Annotated in this window: 15 protein-coding genes; 12 read left to right on the top strand and 3 right to left on the bottom strand. The window is 42.2% G+C overall.

Translation table 11 applies throughout. From position 1 onward, the window contains the following. The first annotated feature begins 5 nt into the window (after nt 1–5). Nucleotides 6–824: an FAD/NAD(P)-binding protein gene (locus tag JXA84_07220; GenBank protein MBN1150990.1), complete on the top strand. Its 819-nt coding sequence runs from the start codon at nt 6–8 to the stop codon at nt 822–824. A gap of 60 nt (nt 825–884) precedes the next feature. On the opposite strand, the gene fdhD is transcribed toward JXA84_07220, so the two are convergent. From fdhD to JXA84_07205, 3 genes are read right to left on the bottom strand one after another with little or no spacing between them, the layout of a single operon-like run. Beyond that, complete coding sequence (gene fdhD, locus JXA84_07215; GenBank protein ID MBN1150989.1) at nt 885–1,637, bottom strand: formate dehydrogenase accessory sulfurtransferase FdhD; 753 nt, start codon at nt 1,635–1,637, stop codon at nt 885–887. Continuing rightward, nucleotides 1,630–2,208, bottom strand: coding sequence for a molybdenum cofactor guanylyltransferase (locus tag JXA84_07210; protein ID MBN1150988.1), 579 nt, complete (start codon nt 2,206–2,208; stop codon nt 1,630–1,632). Before JXA84_07210 ends, fdhD begins: the two co-directional genes overlap by 8 nt. Beyond that, complete coding sequence (locus JXA84_07205) at nt 2,205–3,044, bottom strand: formate/nitrite transporter family protein (protein MBN1150987.1); 840 nt, start codon at nt 3,042–3,044, stop codon at nt 2,205–2,207. The genes JXA84_07210 and JXA84_07205 overlap by 4 nt, the downstream gene beginning before the upstream one ends. 233 nt (nt 3,045–3,277) lie before the next feature. On the opposite strand from JXA84_07205, the gene JXA84_07200 reads away from it, so the two are divergent. The 11 genes from JXA84_07200 (at nt 3,278) to JXA84_07150 (ending at nt 12,787) form a co-directional block, all read left to right on the top strand. Next, complete coding sequence (locus JXA84_07200; GenBank protein MBN1150986.1) at nt 3,278–4,444, top strand: molybdopterin molybdotransferase MoeA; 1,167 nt, start codon at nt 3,278–3,280, stop codon at nt 4,442–4,444. Beyond that, a complete protein-coding gene (locus tag JXA84_07195; GenBank protein ID MBN1150985.1) occupies nt 4,428–5,222 on the top strand; it encodes a radical SAM protein in 795 nt (264 codons plus the stop codon). Before JXA84_07200 ends, JXA84_07195 begins: the two co-directional genes overlap by 17 nt. A 3-nt stretch (nt 5,223–5,225) precedes the next feature. Next, nucleotides 5,226–5,672, top strand: a complete 447-nt coding sequence (moaC, locus tag JXA84_07190; protein MBN1150984.1) for a cyclic pyranopterin monophosphate synthase MoaC — start codon at nt 5,226–5,228, stop codon at nt 5,670–5,672. After that, nucleotides 5,672–6,109 (top strand): MOSC domain-containing protein, encoded by a 438-nt coding sequence (locus JXA84_07185; GenBank protein ID MBN1150983.1) that lies wholly within the window; start codon nt 5,672–5,674, stop codon nt 6,107–6,109. Before moaC ends, JXA84_07185 begins: the two co-directional genes overlap by 1 nt. Next, nucleotides 6,081–6,548: a MogA/MoaB family molybdenum cofactor biosynthesis protein gene (locus JXA84_07180; protein ID MBN1150982.1), complete on the top strand. Its 468-nt coding sequence runs from the start codon at nt 6,081–6,083 to the stop codon at nt 6,546–6,548. Before JXA84_07185 ends, JXA84_07180 begins: the two co-directional genes overlap by 29 nt. Nucleotides 6,549–6,602: 54 nt before the next feature. After that, nucleotides 6,603–8,381: an alpha/beta fold hydrolase gene (locus JXA84_07175; GenBank protein ID MBN1150981.1), complete on the top strand. Its 1,779-nt coding sequence runs from the start codon at nt 6,603–6,605 to the stop codon at nt 8,379–8,381. After that, nucleotides 8,382–9,284: a hypothetical protein gene (locus JXA84_07170; GenBank protein MBN1150980.1), complete on the top strand. Its 903-nt coding sequence runs from the start codon at nt 8,382–8,384 to the stop codon at nt 9,282–9,284. A 13-nt stretch (nt 9,285–9,297) separates the two neighbouring features. Then, entirely contained in the window at nt 9,298–10,077 is a 780-nt protein-coding gene (locus JXA84_07165) for a hypothetical protein (protein ID MBN1150979.1), read from the top strand. Between the two features lie 8 nt (nt 10,078–10,085). Then, nucleotides 10,086–10,943 carry a hypothetical protein gene (locus JXA84_07160; GenBank protein ID MBN1150978.1) on the top strand — a complete coding sequence of 286 codons (858 nt, stop codon included), beginning with the start codon at nt 10,086–10,088 and terminating at the stop codon, nt 10,941–10,943. Between the two features lie 118 nt (nt 10,944–11,061). Beyond that, nucleotides 11,062–11,853 (top strand): hypothetical protein, encoded by a 792-nt coding sequence (locus JXA84_07155; protein ID MBN1150977.1) that lies wholly within the window; start codon nt 11,062–11,064, stop codon nt 11,851–11,853. Continuing rightward, on the top strand, nt 11,846–12,787 hold the full coding sequence (locus JXA84_07150; GenBank protein MBN1150976.1) for a radical SAM protein: 942 nt from the start codon (nt 11,846–11,848) through the stop codon (nt 12,785–12,787). The genes JXA84_07155 and JXA84_07150 overlap by 8 nt, the downstream gene beginning before the upstream one ends. The last annotated feature ends 250 nt before the right edge of the window (nt 12,788–13,037 follow it).

The following is a 13,037-nucleotide window of genomic DNA, read 5'->3' as shown; positions in this document are numbered from 1 at the left end:
ATATAATGGAAAAAAATGAATATCTACCCCGAGCGGTAAAAATAAAAAAAGTAAATGATCTGGTTTTCGACGTAAAACACTACACACTGGAATTCAAGGACGGACAGCCTTTTGCCTGGAAACCGGGACAGTTTGTTCAAGTGTCCATTTTCGGAAAAGGCGAAGCTCCCATATCAATCACTTCAACTTGCGAAAGAGGGGACAATCTTGAAATAGCTGTCAGAAAAGTGGGAACGCTGACTGACGCCCTGCATGATCTGAAGGACGGGCAAGAATTTTTTGTCAGAGGTCCTTATGGAAACTCTTTTCCATGGAAGGAATACGAAGGAAAAGACGTTCTTTTTGTCGCTGGAGGTATAGGTCTATTGCCTTTAAGGTCTGTCATGAACGCCGTTTTCAACAATCGCGAAAAGTACGGGAAGATATGGATACTCTATGGAGCTAAATGCCCAGCCGAGTGCGTCTATGATGATGAAATGGCAAGATGGGCAAAATACGATGACGTCGAAGTATTGAGAACTGTGGACAGCCCAGATGAAAGTTGGAAAGGAAGCGTCGGAGTTGTAACCAAACTTTTCGAGAAAGTTCAGTTCGACGCGTCGAGGACCGTAGCCTATGTCTGTGGCCCTCCCATAATGATAAAATTCACGAATATGACTCTTGAAGAAAAGCAAATGAGACCTGAAGACATTATTACGACAATGGAAATGCACATGAAGTGCGGAATCGGAAAGTGCGGGCATTGTCTTATCGGACACAAGTACTGCTGCACAGACGGGCCTGTTTTCACCCAGGCTGAACTAAATCTGTTGGACATGGAATAGGCCAGAAAAGACAACCGGCAGGAAAATACGGCGAAGCAGCAGTCAGAAAACGCCGTATTTTCAGTTATATAAATTTAGTGTTTGACCTCTTGCAAAGCCTATGAGTCTGATGTTTGAAGCCTTCGCCATATCAACGGATCTGTCTGTAGGCGCTGAACGCGACGCTATCATATAGACTCCGAATCTGTGAGCTTTGAGAAAGATTTCAGATGAAATTCTTCCGGAAAATATTAAAAACTTGTTTTCGCCTTTTTCCCCCTGTAAAAGAGATCTGCCGATGATTTTATCGACCGCGTTATGCCTGCCTATGTCATCCATGAACGAAATTATCCCGTTTTCATCACAGAGAGCCGCTGAATGGACACCCCCCGTCTGGGAGAATAAAACGGATTTTTCATGGAATTCTCTGAAAAGTGAGAGAATGAATATCGGGTTGACGTCTCCTGGAGTCTGATTTTTTTTTATCTCTCCCTCGAAATCGAATGATGCTGTGGAAGACCTGCCGCATCCGGAAGTTATTATAAATTCATTATCGGCGAATGAATGGTCAGTCGCTTTTTTAAGATCAACAAAAACCGATGTCCCTTCTTCGCTCTTCCTGACGGAAGATATTTCTTCCGAATCTTCTATGAATCCCTCCGAAAAAAGGTTGCCTACAGCAAGCTCTTCGACGAAAGATGGAGTGCAGACAAGGGATGAGAAGTGGGATCCGTTGATGAAAATCCTGAGGACAGATTCGACTATGATTCTGTCTTCCAGCTTGCTTTCTCCTGTTCGCAGGTCAAACCTTGTAATTTGGATTTTTTTATACATTGATGATCCTGGTGATATCTTTTTTTTCATTGATATTAAAAAACATTTTAAGTTCCGGATCAAATTTTCTCGATGTTTTTTCCGCTATATAAACCGTGTCAACTTTTCCAAAAAAATTCTGGATCTTGTTATCGTTTACAAGAAGCTGTTTTTCAATGTGTTCAAGGCATGATAATGAGTATATTGCGTGCAGTGGCTCCGTGAAACAGCCGATTTTCGGAACGATTACATCTCCTTTATCTATAGAAATCATGTAATTGATAAAACCTTCATTTAAAAAAGGCATATCGCATGCAAAAACGAATATTCTGGGTGAAATTGACATTTTTAGTCCCGTATAGATACCTCCTAAAGGACCTTTGCCGGCGACTCTATCTTTGACAATCAATGCATCGAAACGTGGAAAATGCCCGGGGTTATTTGTGACGATTATTATATTTTCAAAGATTTTTTTCAGGCAGTAGAAAACGGACTCGACCAGAGTCGAGTCCCCGAATTTTGCAAAAGCTTTGTCACTCCCGAACCGGGTGCTTTTTCCACCGGCGAGAATAACAGCAGCGCTGCTCTTCATTTATTGTCTTTTACGTAAACCATCCAATACAGGGCACCGACAAATCCCGCTCCACCAACGATGTTGCCGAGAGTGACGGGGATCAAATTTTTGATAAAGAAAGAAGCCCACGTCAATGTGCTCAAGTCGAGCCCTGAAGCCCCTGCTGCTGCTGTTCCTTTGAGGAAAAGACCCAGAGGAATAAAATACATGTTGGCGATGCTGTGCTCAAAACCCATGGCTACGAATGTCATTATCGGGAAAAATATCGCGAAAATTTTTCCGATTACGTTGGTTGCGGCTAGAGCCATCCAGACTGCCAGGCATACGAGTATGTTGCAGAGAATGCCTCTTACAAAAGCTTCAACCCAGGGAAGACTGACTTTCGCGGATGCGATTTTAATAGCTGTGATGCCGGTTAAAAATTCTCCGCCTTTCCAAAGACCGCTTAAATAAATAAGATACGCGAGAAGAACAGAACCGATAAAATTCGCCAAATAGACCACGAGCCATTTGAACAGAACTTTAAAGATTGAAACTTTTTTGTCCAGAGCGCTCATTAGCATGAGGTTGTTTCCCGTGAAGAGTTCCGCTCCGGCTATGACGACGAGCATGAGTCCAACGCTGAAAACCGCCCCCGTGAAAAATTTGCCCATTCCAACACCGAAAAATTTTGCCGAGTCCGAGGCGACCAATGTCGCTATCGAAGCTCCGAATCCGATATAGACACCGGCAAAAATTCCCAAAATAATGAGCTTCCAGTTGGAAGCTGCCGTCTTTTGGACACAAGTAGTCCTTGAAAGTGTTTCTGCGACATTCGCTGGAGTTTTGCACCCGACGTTGATTACCTCTGCCATTAGTCCTCCTTGTCTTTTGCGAGAGTCTTTTAACCCTCAACTGAAGTCAACTCTGTCAAAAACCGTCATTTTATGGTGTGGGTTTTACAGCGAAAAAAAACCCTTGTTTAGAAATTCACAAAATTATAAGTTAGTTCCTGTTGTATGTCAAGATTGCTATTCGCTGGGATTAATCACAGAGATGTTGTCAAAAAGTTTAATTTGACAGATAATAAACCAAAAAAGGAGAATTGATGCTTCATCCTGATAAAGCTGTCGAATTTCTTTTGGGAAAGAAAATGGTTCTAAAAAGTGAACCGGTACTCATTGAAAATGCTCTTGGAAGACCACTTAACTACGATGTGTATTCCAAGATGGATTTGCCCCCTTACAAAAAAGCTGCAATGGACGGTTTTGCCTATGATTTTGTAGATCTGTCCGACGAATTCCGAATAACTGAGTTCATCCCGGCGGGGAAAACGCCTGAAAAAAAGGTTTCGAGCGGAGAATGCGCGAAAATAATGACAGGCGGAATAGTTCCAGAGGGAGCCGACACCATAATCAGAAAAGAATACGCTGAAGAAAAAGACGGAAAAATGAAAATAATAAGAGCCGAAGAAGCTCAAAACATTGTCAAACAGGGAGAATACGTAAAAAAAGACCAAATAGTCCTTCAAAAATGCATTGTTGGACCAAAAGAAATCAGCGTTCTTGTTTCATCGGGATACAGGGAAATAATGATGCCAGTCAGTCCTCTTATTGGAGTCATAACGACAGGAAACGAACTCGAAGAGCCTGGTAGGCCGCTTTCTTACGGTAAAATATACGACAGCAACCTATTTGAAATTTCCTCGCTTCTGGATTCATGCTTTTTCAGAAAAAAACTTTACATGAGAGTTTCTGACGATTTATACGAAATGACGGGCATAATAGGCAAAGCCCTCGATGAATGCGATATAGTACTCATTACAGGAGGCTCTTCAGTGGGAGATTTGGATTTGACGGGAAGGGCTTTTATAAAGAACGGATTGGAAATAAGGTTCGACTCTTTGGCTATAAAACCCGGAAAACCGACGATGTTCGGAGAGAGGGAAGGAAAATTCGCATTTGGAATGCCAGGAAATCCTGTTTCGGTCTTCGTGATCTTTGAGATGATTGTTAAGCCTTTTGTGTACAATCTCATGAAGTTTTCGTACAAACCGAATACCCAAAAAGGGATATACGAGGAAGGTCGCATCAGAGAAACAGCTGAGAGGGTCGAATATTTGCCGGTGAAAATAGATCAGGGAATAGTCAAAAACGTTAACTACCATGGCTCAGGAGACATAGTGGCTCTTACAAGGTCAAACGCGCTTTTAAAATTTGACATAGGGCAGAAAGTATTTAAGCCCGGGTCGCAAGTGGATGTTAGACAGATATAACCGCGAAATAACCTACCTTAGAATTTCCGTCACCGACAGGTGCAACCTTAGATGCTTTTATTGTATGCCCAGAGAAGGTGTTCAGAAAAAAAAGCATTCATCGATTATTTCATACGAAAACATAGTAAAAATTGTCGAAGCCTCTGCCGGATTGGGAATAAAAAAAATACGACTCACTGGAGGCGAACCGCTGGTACGTGTTGGAATTGAGGACCTGGTGGCTATGATAGATGAAATAGGAAAAATAGAAGAGATCTGCATGACGACCAACGGAACTTATCTGGCAGATAAGGCAGTCAAGTTGAAAGAAAACGGACTGGACAGAGTCAACGTTTCACTCGACACACTAGATCCCGAAAGATACAAAAGAATCACACGGGTGGGGGATATAAGACCGGTTTTCAAAGGCATCGAGAAAGCAATAGAAGCGGGTCTCGGCGTCAAAATCAACACAGTGGTTCTCAATGACACAACAAGAGAAGACATCGAGAAAATGAAGGAATTCTGTGCGAAACTCGAGATCTCTCTCCAGCTTATAAATGCTTACAACCTCGGTCAAAAAAAAATTGAAACTACATTCGACAGACCTCCCAAATGCGAGGATTGCAACAGGATAAGACTGCTCTCAGACGGCAAACTCAAACCCTGTCTTCACAGCAACATTGAAATTGAAGTTGATTTCAACGACATCCAAGGGAGCATTATCAAAACAATTATGGCAAAGCCCAGTAAGGGATATGTCTGCGTCAACAGGACCATGAGCGAGATAGGAGGATAATAAATGAAGTTCACTCATGCAGACGAACTAGGAAAAGCCGGAATGGTTGATGTCTCGGGGAAAAAATTGGTTAACAGATTCGCTCGGGCTGAAGGTAAAATCGAGCTTTCAAAAGAGACTTTAAATCTAATCAAAGAAAACGCCGTCGCAAAAGGCGACGTGCTCGCTGTGGCGAATTTAGCTGGAATTCAAGGCGCAAAAAAAACACCTGAACTGGTGCCTCTCTCCCACAACATCCCGCTTGAGCACGTCAAACTTTCATTTGATTTCGCTCCAGACGGAATACTGATAAGCGCCGAATCGAAGACAGAATCCAAGACAGGCGTCGAAATGGAAGCTCTGACAGCGGTTGCGATAGCATCTTTGACGATTTACGATATGTGTAAAGCCGTTGACAGGAATATGAGAATAACGGGAATTAAGCTTGTAGAAAAGAGAAAGGATTTATGATGAAAAAATATTTTTTCGTTCTCTCAGTCAATGTATCCAATGAGAGGGGAACGAAAAAAACGCCTGTTGACAAAATTGTCTTGAAAAAAAACTGGGGAATACAAGGGGATGCTCACGCCGGAAAATGGCACAGGCAAGTCACATTGCTCGCGATTGAAGACATCAATGAAATAGCAAAAGAAAGAACCGACATAACATTTGGCGATTTCGCGGAAAACATCACTACAAAAGGAGCTGCCCTTTCGAACCTTCCGATTGGAACCGAAATTCACCTGGGCAAAGCGGTTTTGAAGGTGACCCAGATAGGGAAAAAAGAAGATGAAAACGCCATAAAAAAGCTTTTAGGTATCAGCGCTTTGCCTAAAAAAGGCGTTTTCGCCGAAGTTATGGAGGAAGGGGAAATAGACAGTGAAAGTATCTGTTATTACGATATCTGACAGAGCTTACGCGGGAGTATACGAAGACCTTTCGGGCCCTGAAATAGAAAATGTGATTAAAGAGGCGTATCCCAAAGCACAGATAAAGCGCGGGATTGTCCCCGATGAAGAAAAATCAATACTCAAAGCTTTCAAAGAAAACTACGACTGCGATTTTATTTTTACGAGCGGGGGAACAGGGATATCCGAAAGAGATGTAACTCCCGATGTCACAAAAAAATACTGCGAACGCGAACTTCCAGGGCTGTCGACGGCAATTTTAGTCGAGAGCTTAAAAGAGACTCCGAACGCGATGCTGTCAAGGCTTTACGCGGGAACCAAGGGCAGGACGATAATCGTAAATTTTCCCGGCTCTGTCAAAGCCGCAAAGCTTTGCGCTGGTGTCGTGGCGAAGATTATGCCTCATGCTTTGAAGATGTTTTTGGGAGAAAGTCATTGATATTTTTTGGTCTTTGTATTTCAATAGAGTAAAGCTTATAAAAAGGGAGAAAACATGAAAATAGAAGAAGTGTTTTTGCCCATTGTATTACTGATTTCTTGCTCCCAAAGACATTCTTCGGGAATCTCCCCCCTTCCTCCTCAAACAACTTACAACATAGCCGTCGATAACAATCAAGTGGGTTATGAAACAATCAAAAGGGAACAAGTCCATGACACGATAATAGTCTCTTCTACCCAGGAGAGGCCTTTCAGGTTAAGGCCGATAACATACGAATCAAAATTGATACTTGCCCCCGGGGTCGCGTCTTCACAGGTAGTAAGTTACAGGTGTTTCGAAGAATTACCCGGACAAAGAATATCTTTCAGGTTAAAATACGAAAAACCCTGGATAATACTTCTCCAAAACAGTGTTGTCTCTTCTCCGAGGTACTACAACAGTGACCCCAAGGATCCTGATGGACCTGCGATAATAGAGTGGGATAGGGCTCTGCTTATAGAAATTCTCGTAAACAGGTATATACTTAAAGACTCTGTCTGGGAGAGAGTTCAGGAAATTCCGGTCATCATACCTTCAGCTTTTGGTGAATGGGGTGGGGCGGCTATAGAGTTGACGAGGCTGAAAGGAGATACAGCGGAATTCAGGATTGTCTACAGAAAAGAAATTGAAAAGGATTCAATGTTGTTCTGGGGTAATGACAGCGTCTACGCTATCGTGAGGACGATTATGAGGGGTGACGGAAGAGCCGGGACGTTGCTACAATCCAGGGTAGTTCTTCCTTCGGGTGTAACTCTGAGCATTTTCGAAGATTCGGAAGCTCCTTTGACCCTTGCCAAACCAAAAATATTTTCATTCAATCCTGAAAATTACAAAATAGAGGAAGCCGTATTCAGCGGCAGTGACGGAGTGAGACTTTCCGGATCCCTATATTTGCCGATATCCGGTGATAATAGTCCGGGTGTCTTGTTCATACACTCGAGCGCCGCGGTCGACAGACGCGAAATGGGAGTGTTTTCCTCCCTCGCTCACAAATTGGCTTCGACAGGTTCTTTTGCTGTATTGACATACGACAAACGAGGCACGGGCAATAGCGAGGGCAGTTATGACTCTCTGCATTGGGGCGTTTTAGCTTCAGACGCCGCCCTGGCTTTAGACCATCTGATGTCAACACCCGGTGTCGACACCGGAAATGTTTTTATCATCGGACATGGAGAAGGAGCTCTAATAGCTTTTGATCTCGCTTCCGATCCGGCCTATAAAGACAGAATAAAAGGTGTCGTATCACTCGGAGCTACTTCCCTTAATCCTGTGGATTCAGGGAATATCGAGATGCTTGTCCTTCAGGCAATAGAGAGGCAGTGGTCTGAAGAAAGGCTCAGAAAGCAAATTGAAGACCTTGAATTGGGTTTGGAAAATCTTAGAAATACAGACGAATACTGGACTGAAATAGCTGGTTTTCCAGGGGAGAGGGAAAACCTCGCCTATGCGAGATCCCTTCTCGACTTTGAACCTCTTGAAAAAATCGGAAATTCAAACTGCTACTTTCTTTTTCTCCATGGTGAAGAAGACCAATTTGTGTCTCCTGATAACGCCAGTAAACTTTTCGAAAGTTCTTCAGCGAGAAATCTGACGAATGACATCTCAAAACTCGTCCTGTTACCAGGTTTGGACGCGAATTTCGCTTTTCCTACGATTGAAGGGAAAGACGGTTATGTCGAATATTTCAAGCTTCCAGAGGATGCGGGAGAAGAGATATCACTGAGCGACACGATTTACCAATGGATCCTTGAAGCCTTGGATGAAAATCAGGCTCAAATTACGGAAGGGGAATAAATGAAGAAGATGATATTTATCTCTGCAACTCTGATATTCGCGTTTTCCTGCTCTAAGGATGACACGCCTTCAGGTCAAAACGGTTCCTCGGAATCAGACAACAACCTTCCGGGTATGGAAATACGTCTTGTTCCCGTCAACCCAACCCGAGGCGATGTCATATCAGCCGATTATTACTATTCAGTTCCTGGAGTTGATTCAATTTACAATTTGTGGGTGGTAGAAGAGGAAACAATTGGAATGGCTTCCAAGACTCTCCAGACCTCTCAGATTCCTGTCGGAGCTAAAATCAAGACGGTAGTCTATGTAGTTTTCCAAGACGGCAAAATTAGAATCTTTGAATCCGAAGTTCTCATTCTTTTATCGCCTTCATCCGCTTCTATAGCCGCAGCAAGAATAGGACCAGACTCCGTGACGGTTTCTGATGTACTGAGAATTACGAGAATAGAGATTGTTGGCGACAGGTCAAACTTCAGCTTTTCTTGCAAATGGTATAAAAACGGTGTAACCATACCCGGAGCAGAGGACTCTGTCATTTCTCTCTCGGGTTTTAAAAGAGGAGATGAATTGACGCTCGAATTGACAGACGGAAACGGAGTCAAATATTCAACAAATTCTGTAATAATCTCAAACTCTCCTCCGTCTATAACTTCATCGCCTCCTGTGGTAACAGGTGGAGGGACCTATACATATCAAATAGCCGCTTTTGATATTGACGGAGACATTCTCACTTATTCGTTGACCCAATCCCCCTCGGAAATGACCGTCGATAGAAACGGCATTATTTCATGGCTAACTCCCAGTGAGGGCACTTTTCCAGTCACGGTTGAAGTCTTGGACGGGAACGGAGGAAAAACCGCCCAGTCTTTTTCTCTAAAATTTTCTACCGTTTCGGAACCATAAAAAGGAGGCTAAAATGAAAAGATTTCTTTTTGCCTTTTTTCTGATTACATCTTTCAGCACAGTATTTTCTCAAATTGAAGTCACCAGGGCAGTCAGGGTTTTCGCTCCGACAGGCATTCCTTCTGAACCTTTTTTGATTGTTCAGCCCAACCAAACGTATTTTTTTTGGTTGATGGACACAGGATTTAATTCTTTGGGTTCGTTTTCCCTGCCCCTTCCTTCAGAAGTCTATTATTTCGATATTTTGGGATTGTCCAGCGATTTCGACCAAGACGCTAATTTTGAAGTTCTTTTTTATGTATACGACACATTCGTCAACGTTCATTCTTACGTTGTTTTAAGGGATATTATCACAGGTTTAAACCAACTGGAGTTCAACGCGAACGATTCTTTTTATACAGCTTGGACAGGCTATTTCGGTCCGGAGAGAGTTTTTGTGGTCTCCGACGGAAATACCGAAATCCTTTACAGGTCCGGGGTGGATGTTTTCGTCGACGAAAACGTAGAGCCGTACCCTGAAACTCAGGCTTTCGGAATGGTTTTTGACAGGTCTTTGAATCCCTCTGAGATTTCGTTCTTCATGACGGAGGATGGTGAGGTTTCTCTTGAAGTTTTCGATATCTCGGGCAGGGCGGTATTTAATTCGATACTGGGTTTTTTCAGAGCAGGAAACCACGATTTATTTTGGCTACCCATGGACAGCAACGGCAATCCCCTGACTTCCGGAAAATATATTGTCCGTATCAAAAACAACCGAACCACTCTCGGTGAATCATTTATTTTGCTTGATTAAAGACAGTTATGAAACTTATCTATTCTAAATTTTGGATACACATGATGATAGCGTCAGTATCGTTTCCTCTGACTTTTTTTAAATGTGTTTTAAACCTAAAAAAAGGGCAGGAATCCAGCGGCGAAGAAAACCGTGAGCACAGAGGGCGTTTTTATGAAATAACTTCCACTGATTCCTGGAAAAGGTTCAGGAAGGCGTGGAGAGAGATGGACGAAGTCGCCCGTTATGGATTTTCGGATGATTCGGGCTTGTTACAGGAATTCAAATATATCGATTTGAGAGAACCGAGCGATAGCCTGAGAGCATCGTTGATTTCACTTAAGGATCTTCAGGAAAACAGCTTGATTTCCGGTTTTGAGATGGAATTACTCTCAGACATGGCTGAGTCGAAAATCCAGTACATGTCAGGTTTTAACCACCTTACAAGATCAATACCGCCTCTGATTGAGATAAAAATGGACGACAGGATAAAAAGAATCAACATGATGATTGTTGAACTTGAAGAATTGAAACGTTCAGAGCTGATAACCGACGAGCAGCTTGATTCAGCTCTGGAAAACATCGTCAGGAACCTGAATGAATTTGCACGAATGCAAATCGCTCATGAATATCTCAAATCTTGGGGATGGGATGCGAAATATGGATATAATCCCTCTCTGGAAAATAATGACAATATCGACATCGAAGTTGTAATTCAGGCTACTATGTCGAGGCTTGACTCTATCAGGGAGGACGGCAGAATGACTGAAGACGAATACATGGACTACGTCGAAATTTACAACAAAACTCTTGCCGATCTCGCGGTATTCGATTCAATAGCACCTTTTATGGATTCGCTTTTCAGAGATCTCTGCACCGAAGAATGAAATAACAAACTTTTAAGATTTTGGCGCCGCAAAAACACAGAGAGGTATTTTGATGAAAGGAATTCAGCTACTTAAGAAAATAGGAACATTTGCTTTTGTTTTTTCAATTTCAATACCGATGAACATTATCAAATGCAGTCTCCGAAAAGGGGAGGAAGGCTCGCATAAACCCGTCGAAAACGGAAAAGAGGATGGAAGGGCGGGTCGAATTTTGACCTCTTCTTACTGGGGTGATTACAGGGAAATGTGGAGGCAGCTTGACGGGGTTATTGACTACAGTCATCCGGATTCAGATGCTTCAGAGTTGCATTACATATACATCGACATGTCGGGACAAAGATCTTATTTGGAAAAAGCCGTGGCTTCGTTGGAAAGTCTGAATGAAGAAGGACTTTTAAATTCGTTTGAAACTGACTTGCTTTCCGCAATCGCAGAATCGCGAATTAAATACATATCCGGGTACTTATACACAACAAGGATGATGCCTACTTCTATCGAAATAAGACTTGACAGGCTTATCAAGACCATAGACTCCAGAACGGACACTGTCCACAGACTGATGGATGAAGGAAAGATAACGAAAGATCAGTTTGATTCCGCCCTCGACAACATTGTTTTAAACTTGGAGACTTACGCGAAAATATCAGTATCCAGTGAAATTCTCCGCAAATGGGAATGGGAAATACCCTTGAATCTTCGCTCGGCAGATATCAACGAAATGGATATTGACAGAAGTCTTCAGGCGATATTAGGTGAAATTGAATCGCTGAGAAACGAAGGAATTTTAAGCGATTCGGTTTATGAATCTTACGCAGGTATTTTGGAAAAAACAAAAGCCGATATCGTTTACATTGAAACCATAATGCCATTCATGGACACGCTTTTTAGAGACCTGCTCTCCCATGAATGATTTGTTTGTCGTTTTCGAGATCACCAGGGAATGCGACAATGACTGCTTATACTGCTACAATATCTGGAAAAATAGAAATTTTCAAGACAGCGGAAAAACCAATATAGACAAAAAAAAGGCACTTGAAAACATAATAAAGAAAATAAAACCAACGGGAATCTGCTTTACTGGCGGTGAACCGCTTTTATCCCCTGAACTGCCGGAATTGATTGAATTATGCAGACCTGATGTAAAATTCATAAGTCTTGCGACCAACGGCAAAAATCTTGACCGCAATATTTTCTCAAGGATTGATCTAAAAAAACTCGACTTAATAGACATTTCCCTCCCGACACTCATGGATGAAAAGTATTTATATATATGCAAAAGCGGAGGCTTGGACAATGTAAAATCAGCTGTTGCTCATGCCAAAAAGAGAAGATTCAGGGTAAACCTATCGGTGACTGCCATGAAAATAAATTTAGTTGAAATAATCGATCTTTTGAGATTTGCCTTTGCCTTTTCCTGTGATTCGGCGACAATCAATTTTTTTACACCATCTGGGAGGGGAGCTGAAAATAAAGAGGAACTTGCTTTGAGCACTGATGAAAAACTGGGAATAATAAAAATTGCCGATGAATTTTCAGGAAAATACGGATTTCCAGTCATTTTCGGTATTCCTTTTGAAAGGTGTAAAGGCGATATTAGTCTGTTCAAGAACTTAAAATTCGGCTCCTGCCTATGCGGAATCGTCAAATTTGCCGTGGATTTTTACGGCAACGTAAGACCATGCGAACAGAGCGATCTGGTCCTCGGAAATATTCTTGAAGATGATTTCAAACAAATGCTTGAATCCGATAAACTAGAAAAGTTCAGGTCAAACAATTTTTCAGAAGATTGTCCCGACTGCAGTCATTATTCACTTTGCCTTGGTGCCTGCAGATTTTCCGGATAAGTTTTTCTTCTGCAGTCGCTGAAGTAAATTCTGTTGAATACTCGTAGACAAATATATATCATAATACCAGCCGTTAAAATGGCGGAAAAGTAGGAATTATGAAAATAACTGTATTATTGGCATTGTTTTTCATAGCGGTAAGCATCTGAGCAAATTCGGACGGACATTGCGGAAAACCTTACACCATTATTACTCCTGACAATAGTCCTGAAATTCCTGAAGAGGCTTTTCAAGAAAATTCTTACGAATT

The sequence above is a fragment of the candidate division WOR-3 bacterium genome, from assembly GCA_016926475.1.
Taxonomy (GTDB): domain Bacteria; phylum SDB-A; class SDB-A; order SDB-A; family SDB-A; genus JAFGIG01.
The sequence above is the reverse complement of the archived record's forward strand: the minus strand, read 5'-3'. Positions and strand labels throughout refer to the sequence as shown.